The sequence below is a fragment of the Bradyrhizobium sp. 170 genome (genome assembly GCF_023101085.1).
Lineage (GTDB): Bacteria > Pseudomonadota > Alphaproteobacteria > Rhizobiales > Xanthobacteraceae > Bradyrhizobium.
Map to the genome: position 1 here is coordinate 5999058 of NZ_CP064703.1, position 18499 is coordinate 6017556.

Here is an 18499-nt window from a genome sequence, read left to right on the forward strand (position 1 = left end):
GCCCGGCCGCAAATCCGGCTAAAGCGAAAAATCCGGCGGCGGGGAAGAAAAAAACGATTGAAATGCGATAGCTTGGCTCAATGCCCCCACCGCGCCGCCAGCGAAGCCAAAGAACAATGCAGAGCGTATCCGAGATACCTCACTTATCCAGACAACAAGAGCAGCCGGAATTGCGGTCAGCAAGCAAGTGAAGACGAGGATTACAGGGAGAAAAATCAGACTTGCGATGAAGTCCACCCTGGTAACCGTCATCGAGCGCGCGCCGGTCGCGGTTACGAAGAGCAACAGCCCGAGCACGTAGATTGCGGCAGTTGCTGTTCCGCATGCGGCGAGCCATCCTTTGATCGCGCTGGATCGGGTACTGGAGCGCATCTCACCCTCCTCACAAGATCGCCTCGAACGCGCTGCGCAGCGTTTCGTGCCGGAACACGAAGCCGTTGCTGAGCGCCTTGTTCGGCAAGACGCGCTGGCCGCCCAACAGCAATTCATCGGCGAAGTCACCGCCGACGCGGCGCAGCAGCGCGCCGGGAATGCGGAACACCGCCGGCCGGTGCAAGCGGCGGCCGAGTTCTTCGGTGAATTTCAGATTGGTGACCGGGATCGGCGCGGTGGCGTTGATCGGCCCTGCCAGTTCAGGTTTTGCGATCACATGCGCGATCAGGCGGATCAGATCGTCGCGCTCGATCCAGGACATCCACTGCCGGCCCGAACCGAGCGGCCCGCCAAGGCCGAATTCGAACGGCGTCAGCATCCGCGTGATGAAGCCGCCATCGGTGCCGATCACGAGGCCGATCCGCAGACAGACCACGCGCACGCCATGCTCTTCCGCCGGACGCGCCGCGTTCTCCCAGGCGTCGCAGAGTTCGTGGCTGAAGCAGGCGTGTGATTTTGCCGACTCCGTCAGCACCTGATCCTGCCAGAGCCCATACCAGCCAATGGCCGAACCGCTCACCAGCACGGCCGGCTTGCGTTCGAGCCGCGCGATCAGCTTGACGATGTCGCCGGTCATGTTGATCCGGGAGTCGAGGATTTTTCGACGCTTGGCGTCGGTCCACAGCCCGTTGCCGATCGGCTCGCCTGCGAGATTCACGATGACGTCGATGCTGGTATCCGCCGGAAGCTGATCGAGGCTCGTGATCAGCGTGATCGGCGGCGGCAGCATCTCGGCCTTCGCCGGATTGCGCACCAGCGCGATGACCTGATGCCCCGCCCCGCTCAAGCCTGCGACCAGGCGGCTGCCGATGAAGCCGGTGGCGCCGGTCACCAGCACGGTCTGCCGTGCGGGCAGTTTTTCGACCAGGCTCGCCGCAGGCGCGCTGGTCATGCGCGAAAGGCGCTTCGACGCGGTGAAATCGCGCAGGCCACACAGCGCGGCGCCCGCGGCTGCCGCCGCCGCGATCAGGCTGAGCCAACCCGTGTAAGCCGATGTGACAGCGGTCGGCTGCCCTGCCCAGCCGATCAGGACCGGCAGCAGCAGCACCAGAATGGCGCCGTAGTTGATCGCGAGGAGCGTGTGATTGATGCGTTCGCTGGCCGGCAGTTTCCGGCTCATGTCCTCCTCGACGAAATCCATCAGCGTGATGACGATTTCCGCGACGAGAACGGCGATGATCAGCATCGCGAGGATGCCGTGCACTTCCAGCCAGCCCAGCACCAGGAACAGCAGCGCATAAAGCATGTTGCGCAGCGCATGGAGTTGGAGCTCGTAGCGCTGCGAGGGACGCCATGCGAGCCGCTCCGTCAGCTCATGGTGATAGAACGTGTCGAACACGCCCATCACGACCTGAATGGCGATCAGGATCCAAAGCAGCGACGTCATGATGCGGCCTCCCGGAACACGGCGGATTGACGACTGAGTTTGCCGAAGCGCGGATGATCGATCTCCAGCGTGAAGCGGAACGTGCCGCCGCCGAGATCGGAATGGATCACGGTGAGATCGCCGGGCGTGAACCGCATCGGCAGCGGCAATCTCAACGGCCCGATCTGCAGGGAATAGCCGACGCTGCGAAACACCAGGGCTTCATGCTCGACCGATATCCGCAACGCCATGCTGACGCCGTAACCGACATATTCCTCGAGCCCGGTCGGCCCGGCGAAACGTTTCGCGGAGTGAATGACCTGCGGAAAGCCGTTGCTGCGCGCGCAGATCCGGGTCCAGATCTGGCCGCCGCTCGCCGCATCCTCGGTCACTGTCACGACCATCGGGACACCGGTCTCGGCGCCGGTCGGCAACGGCCCGCCGATGACACGCGCGAGCTGCGCCAGCCACCAGCCGGCGCGGCTAAAACTCGCCTCCTCGACCGTGCCGACATAGACGACGGTCTCGCCATCGGCGAAGCGCTTGGAGAAGCGCCGCCAGATCGCCAGCGGCAGCCGGCCCCAATCCTCGTCGGGCAACAGATCGTGGAAGCGGCGGTCGTCGAGCAGGATGGTGTTCGAAGCGGGCGTTGCGGGAAGCCTTGGTACTCTTGTGGACGCCATCGCACGCTCCTGCCCTGCCCCTCTGCCCTACCTGGATTTCCCCGCCGGCAAGAAGCTCACGATCTTCTCGCCAAGCTTGATCAGCGCGACCAGCCTCGGCCGCGGCACGCCCAGCATCTGCGTGTACCAGCGGTCGACCAGTTCGGTGAAAGCCAGCATTTCCTTGAGCCGCTTAGCCGCGACCGGGCTGATGGTCGGATCATCGGCCGCATCGGAGACACAGGCGCGCAGCGCATCGACCGCGGGATCGATCTCGCGCTCCTTGCGGCGGGCGGCGATCCGCGCTGCCACTTCCCAGATGTCGGTCTCCGCCTCGAAATGATCGCGGCGGTCGCCAAGGATCGGCACACGCCGGATCAAATTCCAGGCCAGCAATTCCTTGATGGAGTTGGAGACGTTGGATCGCGCCATGCCGAGCGTCTCGGCGATGTCTTCCGCGGTCATCGGCGCCTCGGCGAGATACAGCAGGCCGTGGATCTGGCTGACGGAGCGGTTGACGCCCCACTCATCCCCCATGTCGCCCCAGTGCAGGATGAACCGTTCGACGACGGCAGGGAGTTTCTTCTTGTCGGTTGTTTCTGTCATGACAGAAATATCTGACGGAACTGTTCGAATGTCAAGCCCGTCGCCCCCGTCGGAAGCCGCGCTCTGCCTAGGCTGGGTTCCCGATATGGAACCCTGTCGAATCCGGGTTCCGCTGTTTTCCCAGTCGATCCGTTAACCCCTCAGTACCGGTCGCGTCCTAGGATTCACCGCGCGCGTTGCCGGCAACTAGGTCTGACGCGGTCATCAAGGCGAAAGATGCCCCATCGAAATACCCCGGACCCGGGCGGGCCGCTGCGGCGGGTAACATCGACGGCCGTGGTCATCACCTTTGCGCTGGTCATGACGGCCTGCGTCCTGGGCGTCATGGCCTGGAAGGCGCTCGACGCCAAGAAAGCGGCGCTGGCGAGCGGCAGCTCCGAGATCCAGAACCTCGCCCATTCATTCTCCGAGCACGCTTCGCACGCTATTCAGGCCGTCGATATTGCAATGGCCGGAATGGTCGACTCGCTCAAATTCCGGGATCCGGACCCCGAACGGTTCAACGCCTATTTGGCGGACACCGCGAATACGCTGCCACAACTCCGCGGCATCGGCGTCTCCGATGCCAACGGCGCCTGGCGCTTTTCCTCGTATCCGGAGAGGCCGCGTTACAACATTTCGGACCGCGGTTATTTTGCCTATCATCGCGACACACCCGGAAAGAAGCTCCGCATCAGCGAACCGCTGCGGTCGCGGCTGGACGATCGCCCCACGATGGTGCTGTCGAAGCGCATTACCAGGCAGGATGGCAGTTTCGGCGGGGTCGTCGCCGCAGAGATCGAGAGCGACTATTTCCACGGCTTCTACCGGACCTTTCAACTCGGCCCGGACGGCGGCATCAGCCTGATACGAAATGACGGTGTCCTCCTGCTCCGATGGCCGTCGTCGGACAAGGGTGCCGATCTTTCCAAGACCGACCTGTTCACCAGGCATCTCAAGCTGAGTTCCGTCGGATCCTACAAGATCAGCTCGCCGTTCGATGGCATCACAAAGCACCTCAGTTATGAGGAAACGCCGAATTACCCGGCGGTCGTCACCGTGGCGATGTCGGAAGACTGGATGCTGGCCGAATGGTGGAAGACCCTGCGGACCGATGTCATCGTTGCCGGCGTACTGCTGTGCATGATCCTCCTGCTGGCGGCGTTGCTCGCCCTGCAGTTCCATTTCCGCAGCAAAACCGAGCGCGCACTGCGCGAGCGCGAGGCGCATTATCGCCTGCTGGCGAACAACATCGCCGACATCATCATCCTGATCGATGCCCGCAGCCTGTTGCGCTATGTTTCGCGGTCGGCCGAGCCGGTGCTGGGATTGCGGCCGAAGGATCTTCTCGGCAAATCATGCTTCGAGCTGGTGCATCCCGACGACAGGGAGAGCGTCAAATCGGCGACTGCCCGGATCAATGGCCTCGACAGCGTCAGCACCGTCGTGTTTCGACACTATCGCGGCGACGGGACGCTGGCGTGGGTGGAAAGCAAGTTCAAGCTGGCGTCGGAAACCAGCGACCCCGCACGGACGGAGTTTCTCTGCGTCATCCGCGATGTGACCGAGCGCAAGCGGATGGAGGATGAGTTGACCCAGCTCAACCGCCGCCTCACCCAGCTCGCTGCAACCGACGGACTGACCGGGCTCACCAACCGCCGCACCTTCGACGGCTTCCTGCGGCGCGAATACGAAGCCTGCGAGGAAATTTCAGTGCTGCTGTTCGATATCGACAATTTCAAGGGCTACAACGACACCTACGGACACCAGGCCGGCGACCGTTGCCTGCAGGCGGTTGCGAAAGCCATCGGCGATGCGACCGCCAATACGTCAGGCCTGTCCGCGCGCTATGGCGGCGAGGAATTGCCGTCGTGTTGCCGAACACAACGGAAGACGATGCCCTGAAGGTCGCCGAAGCCATCCGGCTGACGGTTCGGGCTCTGGGCATTCCGAACACGGCCTCCAGCCGCGGCTACATCACCATCAGCGCGGGCGTCGCCGCCAAAAGCCGCTCGACGCTCGACGAGGCCGCGCTGGTGGGAGAAGCCGACACCGCGCTCTATGAGGCCAAGCGTCTCGGCCGCAATCGCAGCATCGTTTATTCCTCCCTCGACCTGCAATATGTCGAGAGCGCCCCCATCCAGCCCGATGGCGAGTTCGCACCGGGCGAACGGACGCATTAGAAGTTTCCAACCGAGTGCCAGACCGAGCAGCTGTTGGAGTTGGCCGAGCGTATCGCCAGCCCGACTCAAATTAGGAAAGGAGCCCTCGCAGAGGGTGTCCGCTGATTTAAGCTGACATTCGCAGCATGATGTTCGTTTTGTCGTGTACTAGGGCCGCTTGCGCACGCCAGTGGAAACGGTCTCGCGTGCAGGCACCGGGGTGCAGGTCGTGAGTACGAGCGCAAACCGGCTGCACCGCCAGTCAGCGCCGAGCGCGGCGCTGGTGGGTGACGTCAAGTTGACCGACAGTAATGCCGCAACGCAGGCAAACATCACGTACGCCGCGATCAGCACCGCTCCCTTGTGGGTCCTTGGGTGGGAAATCATGGCCTTGGCTCCTGTACAACGGCCCCCTTGTGATTCTAATTCACATCCTGACCCACATTTTTCGCTGGTGGCCCGAAGGCGTGCGCGATTGCTGGCACTGGATCAGCGCCGCAGCCGGACTCGCGCACCGAAGCAAACAGCATCTTTATTCGATCACCTCGTCGGCACGAGGCGAGCAGCGTGGGCGGAATGTCAACGCCGAGCGCCTTGGCTGTCTTCAGATTGATGACCAGATCAAACTTGGTTGGCTGCTCGACGGGCAGGTCGGCGGGCTTCGTGTGCGGCTGCTGCCCGCGTTTGCTCTTGATCGAGTTCAGCAGCGTCGCCGCCACGATCATCACCAGGACGCCACCAACACTGAGCGCGATCTGCATCATCAGCCCGTCCGAGATGTCGAGCAGCGCCAGGTGGCTGGCCAGCGTCAGCAGAACGCCGAGGCAGTAGGTTGGCAGCGAGTTCTGGCCACAGAGAATGGCGCCGCGCATCACCGCCGTCGTCAGCCCTCGCCAATTGCGAGGCACGAACCATGCCGCCAAAACCGCAAGGGCCAAAAAATGCAGCAGTCGCAATGGATCGAGATTCGATTTGTCCATCGGGTAAAACAGCGTCAGCAGCGCCTGCGGGACCAGCGCTTCCAGCGGTTTGATGCTGCAGCTCAATGCGATGATGAGGCTGAACACCAGATAGAGAACGGCAGGCACAAGCACGGTGCGTGAGGTCACCCACGGTCGGAATCTCTTGCCTTCGATGATCCACCACGCGCCAAGCACGAGCGGCAGTTGCCAGGCTAGCGGATTGAAGAACCAGTGGCTGTTCGGCCACGCCGGGATGGTCCAGCCGAAGACGTGCACCAGGGTGTAAAGCAACAGCGACGCGCCGAGCGTTGCGTTCGGCGCTCGCAGCAGTAGCCAGAGCAGCGGCGCGAACAGAAGGTGATAAAGCACGAAGAGCGGCAAGATGTCGGTGTTGACCGGGCGGTATTGCAGGATCGCCGCGTGCGCGAGCGTCACGCCCGGCTGATCCAACAGAATGCGCGTATTGCTCTCATCGGCAAGACGGCCGCCGCCTGCGAGGTGAACCACGACGGCGCAGGCGAGCGTGAGCAGCAGAAATGCGACATAAATATCCCAGCTTCGCCACAGCGTCCGGCCGATCACGCCGGTCCAGCCCCCGCTCTGCCGTGCCTTGCCGTAGGACAGCGCGCAGGTCACACCCGAAAGAAACATGAATACTTCCGCGGCATCGCTGAAGCCGTAGTTGCGCAGGGTTAGCCAGCTCCCGATGTTGTTGGGGACATGGTCAAGAAAGATGCACCAGAGCGCGATGCCGCGGCAGGCATCAATGCGCAGATCGCGGCCGTAGCCTTTCAGCTCCGGCAGCGCGCCTGCCAATGGCTTCGGGGGAGCAGTTCGATCAAGCATATGGTTCCCCGTCCGGCGTCCAAGCACGTTTCAAGAGGGACCGAATCTGACGAAAAACATCAGCCGCGCCGAACCCGGCCGCGAATTATAGCGACGCCTCGTAGAACCCCTTGGCGCGGGAGGCTGTCGGTTGACGATTATCATTCAACGGCACAGCGGGTAAATCAGCCGGAGGTCCTCACAGAGGGGTTCCTAGGTCCTATGATCAAGGTACCGCACTCTGAATCCCATGACTCTCGTGGTCCGCACTCGCTTTTTCGACGTCCTGTGAGCTGATTACAATTACAGCACACAGCGGCATTCGACTTCTATCTTGAGTGCCTAACCGTGAACCGCTGGTTGGGCCAGGGATGAAGAATGAACGGTTTCGGGGCCAGTCTTCCCGCCAGCCTCTTCCTCGCCAAAGACCCAAAGGTGGGTGTATGATTTCTTCAATTGGATCTCCGTGCCATGGGATGACGGAGAGCTTTTCATGAAAGTTCTTATTGTTGACGATCATGCATTGATACGCGAGGCGTTGTACGCCGTCCTGAGACAACTGAAGCGAGAAGCCGTCATATTTGAAGCTTCGAGCAGCCGTCAGGCAATGGACATAGTCGAGGAACATCCCGACATCAGCCTCATCTTGCTTGATATCAATTTGCCTGACAGAGATGGCTTCTCTGTCCTCCGCGAACTGCGAGACCGCTATCCGACCATTGCTATCATCATTCTTTCGTCCTCGAATGATCAAGACACAGTCAAGCGCGCTTTCAAACTTGGCGCTCTGGGTTTCATCCCGAAAACTACCGAACGTGAGGTCATGCTCAACGCCATTAAGTTAGTGTTCTCCGGCGGCATTTACATTCCCTCGGAAATTCTGGAGGAAACAACGTCTCCGCGGCTTACAAATAAGCTGGCGACGCACGACTCTCTTAAGGGGCTCGGGTTGACCGATCGGCAGATTGAAGTGCTTGCGCTCCTGATGAAGGGAAAAAGCAACAAGGTCATTGCCAAGACCCTCAATATGGCAGTTCCGACGGTGAAGAACCACATCACGGTCGTTCTCAAGGCGCTCAGCGTAACGAGCCGCACCGAGGCAGTAATAAAAGTAGGAAAAATGGGCTGGGAATCGTCGCCGCGATCTGAGTCATAAAGCCGGCCCGGTATCTCTCCTATCGTCATGATCCATAAAGAGCTCGTGCATGACAGCGCGGAGCCGCATTGGGTCGACAGGCTTGTGCAGCAAAATGTATCCTCTATCCTTGGCCTCACGTGCTGGTTCAGGTGCCGTATCGCCGCTGATGAGAATAGCTGGAATGGATAAACCAAACGCCGCATTGATTTGTTCAATGGCTCGGATCCCGGTCTTTCCGCTCGCAAGATGATAATCCGAGATTATAAGATCGGGGCGTTGTTGGCGCTCCGCAAGTCGGATAAGTGCCGCTTCGTCGGATCCGGTGGTAAGGACGGTGTATCCCCATCTGCCAAGCAATCCGCCCGTTCCCTCCTGCACGATTGGAGCATCGGCAATAACAAGAACGACCTTGCCTTCGACAGCAAAGGCCACGGGGTGAGGTGAGTCGACGGGCTCGGTGGACGTGTCGCATTCGTCGGCCATCGGAACCAGGATCGCGAATCGCGAACCTCGGCCCACAGTCGAAGCTAAGTCGATTGGATGGTTGAGAAGCAGGCGAAGCCTGTCGACGATAGCCAAGCCGAGCCCCATGCTGCCGTACCGGTTCCGGTCTCGGGCAGCAAGTTGAAAAAACTCGCCAAAGATATTCTGCTTCTGATCCTCAGGAATGCCGGGACCACTATCCCATACTTCGATGCGCAACATTTGACCGCGCCGACGACAGCCGACAATGATCCCGCCCCGCAATGTATAGCGCACAGCATTGGATACCAAATTGAGCAGTATGCGTTCGAGCAGCATGGCGTCGCTCCGCACCCAGGCGTCACTTCGCCTGACGCGTAGACGCAAGCCTGTTTCTCGCGTTGCCTGATCAAACGTCGTCTCAATTTTTTGCAACAGGCGCGCGATCGGGAATTCAGTAATTGTGGGTATGAGTATCCCAGCATCGAGCCTGGACATATCCAGGAGCGAATTGAGCATTTCATCCATTTCCTTGCGCGTTGCATCGACCAGATCGATCGTCCTTGTCCGTTCCCCCGATCTGAGCGGCGTACGCAACTGGGCAACGAACAAGCCTAGTGCATGTAATGGCTGCCGCAAATCGTGGCTTGCCATGGCAAGAAAGCGCGATTTTGCCGCATTGGCGAGCTCAAGCTCTTGCGTACGCTCTGCGACCTTCCGTTCGAGTTCGATCTGCGCGCGGCGCAGCCATTCCTCCCCTCTCTTGCGGACCTCGACGTCGGCGCTCAGTAACAAGCTCGGAACCGTAATACTGATCAGGAACATCAACACCAGCAGGAATGAAACGTTGAGATCCGCGGTCGTGAAGGGGCCGCCGCCCGTGAGCGTCCCCCAAATGGTGAAGCCGGCAAGCACCAGCGCAACCGTTGCGGTGTCACGTGGACCGCGGCGCAGCGCCGCCCACAACAACGGCAGGATCACAAGAAAACCCAGTGGATCTCGACTCGGCGTTTGCTCGATCAGGGGGCTGAAAGCAATGAGTCCAACAGCCGCCGCTGTTGCGAGGACGCCGATCGCCTCCAAATATTCATTGCGGTTGAAAGCATGGTAGTGGCTTGATGCCCAAAGCACGATAACGGGGGCAATGACCAGCGCGCCGGTCACATCTCCCAGCCACCATGTGACCCAGGCGTTCGCGAAATTCGTCCGTTCGATGTACCCGGCAGTTGCCAGGCTGGTCAGTCCGATGCTGGCGCTGATCGGTGTCGCGATCACGAAGCAAATCAGAGCAAACTTCGCGACAGAATTTGGCGTCGAAAAAGTATTACATCCGCTCGACCATCGATTGATCAGGTAAGCGCCAACAACCGCTTCAAGAGAGTTACCGGTCGCAATCGCAATTGCGGTGGCAACCGAGCCGGCGGTCGTCGCATTGGCGATCACCGCTGCCGTGAAAATCGCGGGCCAAGCCCGATATCCCCACAACAGCACCGCCGCCAGCGCGACACCCGTCGGTGGCCAAATTGGCGTTGCACTGGCATGAATAGAGGCGAGAGCAAGGCCGCCTTTTGCCAGGGCGAAATAGATCACTCCAATTGCGACCAGACCGCCGGCATAGCTAATGCCTCGGCGGAAATTTATCTCTGGCGTTAGTGATCGTGGATCGGACATCGTCGACGCCTGGACTAGGCAGTTGGATCGTCCACCATGACTGACTTTTTGATCTCTTTGATAAAGAAGGATCGCTACTTTCGCGTTTACCAAGCGGTTGATCGACACCCCCTACGTCCGACCGGTGCGACAATGCAAAACTCGGCAAGATGCGCTCAAATCGAATTGTTCACCGCAGTCTGCTGGTGGACGAAGTGATGGCGCGTGCGATGGAGCATCTCAACGCCGCCCCCACAACCCCGGCGGCCACCGCAATTGCCCTGCATAATCGCAATTCGGGTTCGTTGAGGAAACTACCCAATTCGAGTTAGCAGAACGCGCGGCTGGTAGTACGTCTTTACCCCCGCGAAGTCTGAAGAGGTCATTTGCGTCGATTTTGGAATCCGCGTCATGTCCGCTTAGGGGTAATCTCGGAAACGGCGGTTGTGCTAGCTAGTTCGTGGTTCCCGGAAGCAACGACGGCATCTTCTGCCGATCATTTGACTGACAGGTGAGCCAGCTCACATCCATGCAAAGCCCTCCGCGCTATCACTTGCACGGGCGCCGACGCATGGAGGTCGCAATGACAGCTATCGCACGGGCACTTTCGCGCGTCATGGTCACCATCAACGACAACGAGATTCTCAAGCAGTTCGCGCTATTGTGCGCGGCCGCCCTGTTCGTTTCCCTGCTGATGCTGACTTACGGCCTCGATCTAAGCCCGGGCTTCTTCTAGCGCCCCCGGCCCCTATCGCAGCGCCTGCGGCCGCCACGAGAGGTCATCAGACAGCACATAGATCGTAATCGCGGCCAGGCACATCACGATCCCGATCCAGAACATCGGGGAATGATGGATCCGTCTCCAGTCGCGTCCTGCGGGTTGCGGCTTCATTCAGTCACCTCGTGGGTGCGTCTTAGCCATATCGCGGTCGTTAGATCGTCGGCAGCACAGAGAACCGCTCGCCTGCCTCCCGCAGGTTCAGCATGTCGGGACCGGCGGCTTCGTCCTGCAGGGCGTCCACCCGCGCCGATGATGGTCCGCGCCGGCAGGCCGCGATCATGGTCATCACCACGGCCTCCGGCCCCGCAAAGAGCGCCTCGACACTGCCATCGCGCCGGTTACGTACCCAGCCTTCGAGATCATGTGCCACAGCCCGGTGCTCGACCCAGGCGCGGTAGCCGACGCCCTGCACCCGGCCCCTGATCGTGACGTGGCGGATCGCGTCGCTCATGGCTTCTTCAATCCGAGAAATACGCCGCTGCGCGCCTTCACGTCGGCTTCGCACATCGCCTTGCCGGTCAGTTCGGACGACGCCAGACCCTTCAGGTTTTTCGGCGAGGTTCCCTCACGCAAGGCCTTCAGCGTTTCATAGACGGCTTGCGTGGCGGCGGCGAACGGCGCGTGGCCCTGCAGCGCGATCCGAACGCGCTGGCTTGCGAGATAATCGAGCGCGGTCATATCCTCGGGCGCACCGCCCAACACGATCGGCAGGCGGGTCGCGGCGGAAATAGCTTCCAATTCCTCGCGGTTCTTGATGCCGGTGAAGAACAGCGCATCGACACCGGTGGCCTCATACGCCCGCGCCCGCACGATCGCGTCATCGAGGCCGGTGATGGACACCGCCCCGGTGCGGCCCATGACGACCAGCGACGGATCGCTGCGGCCATCGAGCGCGGCCTTCATCTTGCCGACGCCCTCCTCCAGCGAGATCAGTTGCGTCCCGGCCTGTCCAAAGGCCGGCGGCAGCAGCGTGTCCTCGATGGTCAGGCCGGCGGCACCGGCCGTCTCCAGCTCCTGCACGGTGCGGCGGACGTTGAGCGCATTGCCATAGCCGTGGTCGGCATCGACCAGCACCGGCAAGGTGGAGGCGCGCGACATCCGGCGCATCTGCTCGGCCAGTTCCGTCAACGTGATCAGCGCAATGTCGGGATCGCCGAGCACGACCAGCGAGGCAACCGAGCCGCCGAACATGCCGAGCTCGAAACCAAGGTCTTCGGCAATACGGATCGAGGTCGCGTCATAGACCGATCCGGGGCGGATGCAGGTGGAGCCGGAGAGGATGGAACGCAATTTCTCTCGGCGCTGACGGAAAGCCATGGTTGCCCTCAGTTCTATCCCCGTCATTGCGAGCGCAGCGAAGCAATCCATAGCGCTACAAGCCGAACCATGGATTGCTTCGTCGCTGACGCTCCCTTGCACAAACGCTTCGCGTTTGTCGCAGGCAATGACGGCGCTATGCGTTACGCGAATTCCAGGATCAACGCATCCACCGCCAGCGTGGCGCCGGCCGCGGCGTGGATCTTCTTCACCGTGCCGTCGCGCTCGGCGCGCAGCACGTTCTGCATCTTCATCGCCTCGACCACGGCCAAGGTCTCGCCCAACTTGACCTCCTGCCCTTCGCTGACGGCAATCGACACCACGAGCCCCGGCATCGGGCACAACAGCTTCTTGCCGGTGTCGGCCGCCGATGTCACCGGCATCAGCCGGGCGGCAGTAGCCTCGCTTTCGGTGAAGACGTTGACCGCGACATCAAAGCCCTGGTGCGCAAGGCGGATGCCGTTCGGGATCGCGCGCACCTGCATCGCCACCAAGTGGCCGTCGATGGTGCCCTGCCAGACCGGTTCGCCCGGTGTCCAGTTGGAAACCAGATTGTGCGGATTGCCGGGCAGACCGTCGGCGCCGATGAAGCGCACCGCGATGCCCTCGGCCTCGCGCGCCACATCGAGTGCGATTTCGTCGCGATCGAGCCACACCGCGCGGCGGCGTTCGCGTTGCACCAGCCGCCCGTTCATCTGTCCGGAAATCTGCCGCTTGCGCTCGCCAAGCACATGATCGATCGCGGCGCCGACGGCAGCCAGCCGCCGCGCGATCTCGCCTTCCGGCGGGCGCGCGGAAAAGCCTTTTGGAAATTCTTCGACGATGAAGCCGGTGGAAAGCTTGCCCTCGCGCCAGCGCGGATGGTTCATCAGCGCCGAGAGGAACGGAATGTTGTGCCTGATACCATCGACGTAAAACGCGTCCAGCGCGGTTGATTGCGCCTCGATCGCAGCGGCGCGCGACGGCGCGTGCGTGACGAGCTTGGCGATCATCGGATCGTAGTGGATCGAGATCTCGCCGCCTTCCTGCACGCCGGTGTCGTTGCGGATGGTGATGCCGTCATGGCTCGCCTCGGCGGGCGGACGGTACTTCACCAGACGCCCAATCGAGGGGAGGAAATTGCGGAACGGATCCTCGGCATAGACGCGCGATTCCACGGCCCATCCGGTCAGCGTGACGTCCTTCTGCGACAGCGAAAGCTTTTCGCCGGCGGCGACGCGGATCATCTGCTCGACGAGGTCGATGCCGGTGACCAGTTCGGTGACGGGATGTTCGACCTGCAGGCGGGTGTTCATCTCGAGGAAGTAGAAGCTCTTGTCCTGGCCGGCGACGAATTCGACCGTGCCGGCGGAATCGTAGTTCACCGCCTTTGCCAGCGACACCGCCTGCTCGCCCATCTTGCGGCGGGTGGTCTCGTCGAGCAGCGGCGACGGCGCTTCCTCGATGACCTTCTGGTTACGGCGCTGGATCGAACATTCGCGCTCGCCGAGATAGATCACGTTGCCATGCTTGTCGCCCAGCACCTGGATTTCGATGTGCCGGGGATCGACGATGAATTTCTCGATGAAGACGCGGTCGTCGCCGAACGAGGATTTGGCCTCGGCCTTGGCGAGGTTGAAGCCTTCGGCGACCTCGGCCTTCGAATGCGCGATCCGCATGCCCTTGCCGCCGCCGCCGGCGGAGGCCTTGATCATCACGGGATAACCGATCTCGTCGGCGATCTTCACCGCGTGCTTTTCATCTTCGATGACGCCGAGATGTCCGGGCACCGTCGAGACCTTGGCCTTGGCGGCGGCCTTCTTGGATTCGATCTTGTCGCCCATCGCGGCGATGGCGCCCGGATTGGGACCGATGAAGACGATGCCCGCCTTGGCAAGCGCGCGCGGAAACGCCTCGCGCTCGGACAGGAAGCCATAGCCGGGATGCACGGCCTGCGCGCCCGTCTTGCGGCAGGCATCGACGATTCTGTCGATCAGCAGATAACTTTCGGCCGCGGCCGGCGGGCCGATCAGCACGGCGTCATCGGCCATTTCGACGTGCAGCGCATCGCGGTCGGCCTCGGAATACACGGCCACCGTCTCGATCCCCATCCGGCGCGCAGTCTTGATGACCCGGCAGGCGATCTCGCCGCGATTTGCGATCAGAATTCGTTTGAACATGTTCTTCTTGCTTGGGCTTTTGGGCGGGATCCTCCCCCGCAATGTGACATGCGGGACGCGGGTAACCCACCCGTCGTACAGCAAAAATCGATGGAGGCAACGGTCTCGTATCGGCCTCGCCGCACCGGCTGGCCGTAATTCACCCGGAATAGGCGTTGAACCGGCCCCGCGCATAGGCGCGTGATACCGCCTTCATCAGCTCGGCGGCCTCGGATTCCAGATATTCGTTGGCCACGATCAGCGCGCGGATCGTCGCCCGCATGTCGCCGCCGCAGGCGGAAATGGCTTGATCCACTGCAGATTCCAGTTCGTCGTTCTCTTCGGACTTCGGCTGTGAAGAGGACGACATGGCAAATATTCCGTGTTGAGCGACGCTGCTAATGTTCTTCTTTTGTTCTAGTGAAGTCAATGGTGCTCTCGTCCCCTTTTAGTAGGAGCTTCGATATCGGAGGACGATCAAATGGATTTATCGGCGATCATCAGAAGAGCGATTGAAATCGGCGACCAGCATGGGTTCATCACATTTGACCAAATTAACGAGCTCGCGCCGTCGTCTGCCCACAGGCTTGAGCCCGATATTATCGAAGCTCTCTTCGACGCCTTGAGTGCCCGGGGAATAGACGTCAGAGAGGCGTAAGGCCGCCGCGCTTGGTTCCTTGACGCCAGTCTGTGCTAGAACGCATCAGTGCGAAATCTATTTAAAGTGAAACAGATGCGGTCACGGGTTTTTCTGGTTGCGGCGTTGCTATCGATCGTACTTCCGGCCAGCCAGAGTTCGGCCGCCACCGCCATCGTCCGGGATGGCAGCACGCTTCAGCTCGGCAACGTCACCTACCGGCTCGACGGCATCGAGGCGCCCACCGTCGATCAACTCTGCATCGACCAGAATGCCGATAGCTGGACCTGCGGTATCGAGGCGCGCGATCAGTTGGCAAAACTGCTCGGCGGCAAACAGGTCCGCTGCGACGATCTGGGTCCCGATCCCGCCTACAAGAAACGGCGTATCGGTGTGTGCAAGATCGAGGGCGACACCACAAGTCTCAGCCAGTTGCTGGTCCGCAACGGCTTTGGCTTGAATGTCGAAGCTTCCGCCAGCGGCCGCTTCCAGGCGGACGAGGCGCGCGCCAAAGACGACCGCCAGGGCCTGTGGAAAGGCTGCTTCGTCGCGCCGCGCGAGTTCCGCGCGGCCAGGAAGGACGGCACCCTGCTCGGTGCCTCCTGCCGCGCTGATCGCGACCGCGAAATCCGCGAGGCCTTGTTCCCCGAGGATCTCGTGATGCCGGCGAGCTGCAACATCAAGGGCAAATACGCCGTCCGCGCCCGCGTCACCGGGAACCTCGGCATCTACCACCTCCAGATGTGCCGCTCCTATCCGGGCCTGACCAAGCCGGACCGCTGGTTCTGTTCCGAGGAAGATGCGCAAGCCGCCGGGTTCCGCAGGGCTTATAACTGCCGATCAACCACAAGGAGCAAATGAAGCTGGCAATCGCGCCACTTCTTGTGTGAAAGTGCAGGCAGAGGTTGCCGGCACGCATGACCACTTCCGACACTTCAAGCGTCTTGCCCGAAGCTGCCGCTGAGCGCTTGCGGCGACATCTCCAGCAAATCGCGAGCGAACGCGATCGGGCTCATCGCGCCCTGCAGGAACGCGAGGCGGAACTGGTGCGGATCCAGCGCATCGCCGGTGTCGGCGGTCTCGAAATCGATTTCCGTGACGGCGTCAAGAACCGCCGCTCCCCCGAATATCTCCTGGTGCACGGCTTGCCGCCCGACGCGGCCAATGAGACCTATGAGGAATGGGTCAGCCGAATCCATCCCGAGGATCGCGAGCGAACGGTCCAGCATTTGTTCGACGTCCTAAAGAGCGAGGGCGAGGACTATTCGGCCGAATACCGCATTGTACGGCCGAATGACGGCGCGATGCGCTGGATCCGCGTCGTCGCCAAGATCGAGCGCGACCGCGACGGCCGCGCGCTGCGCCTGGTCGGCGCCGATTGCGACGTCACCCCTCAAATGCTGGCGCAGGCCACCTTGCGCGAAAGCGAGGAGCGGTTCCGCCTGATCGCGAACAGCGCGCCGGTGCCGATCTGGGTCACCAAGCTCGATCGCACCCGCTCTTTCCTCAACCAGGCCTATCTCGATTTTCTCGGGATGCCGTTCGAGGAAGCCATCGTGTACGACTGGCGCAAGATGCTGCATCCGGACGACCTGCCCCGTTTCCTGCAGGAATTGGTCGCGGGCGAGGCCTCGCTCAGGCCGTTCGCGCTGGAAGCCCGCTACCAGCGCGCCGACGGCGACTGGCGATGGATGCGATCGGAATCCCAGCCGCGCTGGGACCCGACCGGCGCCCACATCGGCTTCATCGGCGTCGCCCACGACATCACGTCAGCCAAGCAGGCCGAGCACGATCTGCGCCGGCTGAATGAAATCCTCGAATTGCGGATCACCGAGCGGACGGCACAACTGGAATCCAGCGAAGCCCAGATGCGCGCGATCTTCGAGACCAGCCATCAGTATCAGGGGCTGCTCAACGCGCACGGCGACGTCTTGCATTCGAACAGCACCTCGCTCGCAGGTATCGGCGCAAATGCCAGCGAGGTGATCGGCAAGCCGTTCTGGGAAACGCCGTGGTTCACCGGAACCGAAGGCATGCGGGACGCCGTCCGCGACGCCTTCATCGCCGTGATGCGGGGCGAAGAAATCCAGACCGAGATGCGGCTGCAGCTGCCGATCGGCGAGCGTTATTTCGACTTTGCGATGCGCCCGCTGCGCGACCAGCACGGCGCGATCATCGGCGCGGTGCCGGAGGCCATCGACATCACCGAGCGCCGCCAGGGTGAGGAAGCGCTGCGCCAGTCGCAGAAGATGGAAGCGGTCGGACAATTGACCGGCGGCGTGGCCCACGATTTCAACAATCTGTTGACCATCATCCGGTCCGCGACCGACTTCCTGCGCCGCCGCGAACTGTCGGAAGAGCGGCGCCGGCGCTATATCGACGCGATCTCCGAGACGGTGGAGCGCGCCTCCAAGCTGACCGGACAATTGCTTGCATTCGCCCGCAAGCAGCCGCTGAAGCCGCAGGTGTTCAATGTCGGCACCCAGGTTGAGGCGGTGGCGCAACTGATCCGGCCGCTGGTCGGCGCCCGGATCAGGATCGACGTCGACATCGCCGATCTCCATTGCTTCGCGATCGCCGATGTCGCGCAGTTCGAAACCGCGCTGATCAATCTCGCCGTCAACAGCCGCGACGCCATGGACAGCGAAGGCCGGCTGAATATCCAGGTCCGGAAGGTGGATGCCATTCCGCCGCTCCGCGCCCAGCCCGCCCGCAGCGGCGACTTCATCGCCGTCACCGTGACTGACACCGGCACCGGCATCGAGCCTGCCCTGCTCGAGACCATCTTCGAGCCGTTCTTCACCACCAAGGAAGTCGGCAAGGGCACCGGCCTCGGCCTCAGCCAGGCGTTCGGTTTTGCCAAGCAGTCCGACGGCGACATCGCGGTCGTGAGCGACCCCGGCCAGGGCGCGACGTTTACGATCTACCTGCCCCAGGCCGCGGTGCCGGCCGATGCCGTCGAGGCGGCGGCGAGCGCCAGCGAACCCGCCGCACGCGGCCGCGGCTACCGCGTCCTCGTGGTCGAGGACAATGACGACGTCGGACAGTTCTCCACCGAGTTGCTGGAAGATCTCGGATACACCGTCCGCCGCGTCGCCAGCGCGGATGCCGCGCTCGCGATCCTGGCCGAGGATGAGTTTTCCGCCGATCTGGTGTTTTCCGACGTCATCATGCCCGGGATGAACGGTGTCGAACTCGCCGGCATCGTGCGCGAACGCTATCCCGGCCTGCCCGTGGTCCTCACCAGCGGCTACAGCAACGTGCTGGCGGAGAATGCCCACCGCGGCTTTGAGCTGATCCAGAAACCCTATTCGGTGGAATTGCTGTCGCGGATTCTCAGGAAGGCGATTTCCGAGGCGCGGCCACAGCCGGCTTGAAGCAA

The 18499-nt window shown here is 61.8% G+C and carries 17 protein-coding genes and 1 pseudogene; 6 read left to right on the plus strand and 12 right to left on the minus strand.

Annotated features, from left to right (window positions below; genetic code table 11):
* Window positions 1–18 precede the first annotated feature (18 nt).
* From IVB05_RS27915 to IVB05_RS27930, 4 genes are read right to left on the minus strand one after another with little or no spacing between them, the layout of a single operon-like run.
* Entirely contained in the window at window positions 19–372 is a 354-nt protein-coding gene (locus tag IVB05_RS27915) for a hypothetical protein (protein ID WP_247779161.1), read from the minus strand.
* Window positions 373–382: 10 nt separating this feature from the next.
* The gene (locus IVB05_RS27920) at window positions 383–1819 is read right to left on the minus strand and encodes a TIGR01777 family oxidoreductase (RefSeq protein WP_247779162.1); all 1437 of its coding nucleotides are present in this window, start codon (window positions 1817–1819) and stop codon (window positions 383–385) included.
* The gene (locus IVB05_RS27925; protein WP_247779163.1) at window positions 1816–2481 is read right to left on the minus strand and encodes a DUF4166 domain-containing protein; all 666 of its coding nucleotides are present in this window, start codon (window positions 2479–2481) and stop codon (window positions 1816–1818) included. The genes IVB05_RS27920 and IVB05_RS27925 overlap by 4 nt, the downstream gene beginning before the upstream one ends.
* A gap of 27 nt (window positions 2482–2508) precedes the next feature.
* Window positions 2509–3066, minus strand: a complete 558-nt coding sequence (locus IVB05_RS27930) for a MarR family transcriptional regulator (RefSeq protein ID WP_214489801.1) — start codon at window positions 3064–3066, stop codon at window positions 2509–2511.
* A 324-nt stretch (window positions 3067–3390) separates the two neighbouring features.
* Between IVB05_RS27930 and IVB05_RS43795 the strand changes: the two are divergent.
* Window positions 3391–5228, plus strand: a pseudogene (locus IVB05_RS43795) (diguanylate cyclase).
* Window positions 5229–5375: 147 nt separating this feature from the next.
* Here IVB05_RS43795 and IVB05_RS27940 read toward each other — a convergent pair.
* Both IVB05_RS27940 and opgC read right to left on the minus strand, forming a co-directional pair.
* Entirely contained in the window at window positions 5376–5594 is a 219-nt protein-coding gene (locus IVB05_RS27940) for a hypothetical protein (RefSeq protein WP_247779164.1), read from the minus strand.
* Window positions 5595–5629: 35 nt separating this feature from the next.
* Entirely contained in the window at window positions 5630–6985 is a 1356-nt protein-coding gene (gene opgC / locus IVB05_RS27945; RefSeq protein WP_247779165.1) for an OpgC domain-containing protein, read from the minus strand.
* 502 nt (window positions 6986–7487) lie between these two features.
* Between opgC and IVB05_RS27950 the strand changes: the two genes are divergently transcribed.
* Entirely contained in the window at window positions 7488–8150 is a 663-nt protein-coding gene (locus IVB05_RS27950) for a response regulator transcription factor (protein WP_247779166.1), read from the plus strand.
* Here the strand turns inward: IVB05_RS27950 and IVB05_RS27955 are convergent.
* A complete protein-coding gene (locus IVB05_RS27955) occupies window positions 8145–10373 on the minus strand; it encodes an MASE1 domain-containing protein (RefSeq protein ID WP_247779167.1) in 2229 nt (742 codons plus the stop codon). The two genes, IVB05_RS27950 and IVB05_RS27955, sit on opposite strands and share 6 nt — an antisense overlap.
* Window positions 10374–10827: 454 nt before the next feature.
* Between IVB05_RS27955 and IVB05_RS27960 the strand changes: the two genes are divergently transcribed.
* The gene (locus tag IVB05_RS27960) at window positions 10828–10980 is read left to right on the plus strand and encodes a hypothetical protein (RefSeq protein ID WP_247787437.1); all 153 of its coding nucleotides are present in this window, start codon (window positions 10828–10830) and stop codon (window positions 10978–10980) included.
* Between the two features lie 12 nt (window positions 10981–10992).
* Here IVB05_RS27960 and IVB05_RS27965 read toward each other — a convergent pair whose 3' ends face one another.
* From IVB05_RS27965 to IVB05_RS27985, 5 genes are all read right to left on the minus strand, one after another.
* Entirely contained in the window at window positions 10993–11136 is a 144-nt protein-coding gene (locus tag IVB05_RS27965) for a hypothetical protein (RefSeq protein ID WP_247779168.1), read from the minus strand.
* A 40-nt stretch (window positions 11137–11176) separates the two neighbouring features.
* On the minus strand, window positions 11177–11476 hold the full coding sequence (locus IVB05_RS27970; protein ID WP_247779169.1) for an acylphosphatase: 300 nt from the start codon (window positions 11474–11476) through the stop codon (window positions 11177–11179).
* Window positions 11473–12342, minus strand: a complete 870-nt coding sequence (locus tag IVB05_RS27975) for an isocitrate lyase/PEP mutase family protein (protein WP_247779170.1) — start codon at window positions 12340–12342, stop codon at window positions 11473–11475. The genes IVB05_RS27970 and IVB05_RS27975 overlap by 4 nt, the downstream gene beginning before the upstream one ends.
* 143 nt (window positions 12343–12485) lie before the next feature.
* Window positions 12486–14501, minus strand: a complete 2016-nt coding sequence (locus IVB05_RS27980) for an acetyl/propionyl/methylcrotonyl-CoA carboxylase subunit alpha (RefSeq protein ID WP_247779171.1) — start codon at window positions 14499–14501, stop codon at window positions 12486–12488.
* A gap of 139 nt (window positions 14502–14640) precedes the next feature.
* Complete coding sequence (locus tag IVB05_RS27985; protein ID WP_247779172.1) at window positions 14641–14850, minus strand: hypothetical protein; 210 nt, start codon at window positions 14848–14850, stop codon at window positions 14641–14643.
* Between the two features lie 111 nt (window positions 14851–14961).
* Between IVB05_RS27985 and IVB05_RS27990 the strand changes: the two genes are divergently transcribed.
* From IVB05_RS27990 to IVB05_RS28000, 3 genes are all read left to right on the plus strand, one after another.
* On the plus strand, window positions 14962–15138 hold the full coding sequence (locus tag IVB05_RS27990; RefSeq protein ID WP_247779173.1) for an RNA polymerase sigma factor region1.1 domain-containing protein: 177 nt from the start codon (window positions 14962–14964) through the stop codon (window positions 15136–15138).
* A gap of 75 nt (window positions 15139–15213) precedes the next feature.
* Window positions 15214–15978, plus strand: coding sequence for a thermonuclease family protein (locus IVB05_RS27995; protein ID WP_247779174.1), 765 nt, complete (start codon window positions 15214–15216; stop codon window positions 15976–15978).
* Between the two features lie 44 nt (window positions 15979–16022).
* Window positions 16023–18494, plus strand: a complete 2472-nt coding sequence (locus tag IVB05_RS28000; RefSeq protein WP_247779175.1) for a PAS domain-containing hybrid sensor histidine kinase/response regulator — start codon at window positions 16023–16025, stop codon at window positions 18492–18494.
* Window positions 18495–18499: the final 5 nt, after the last annotated feature.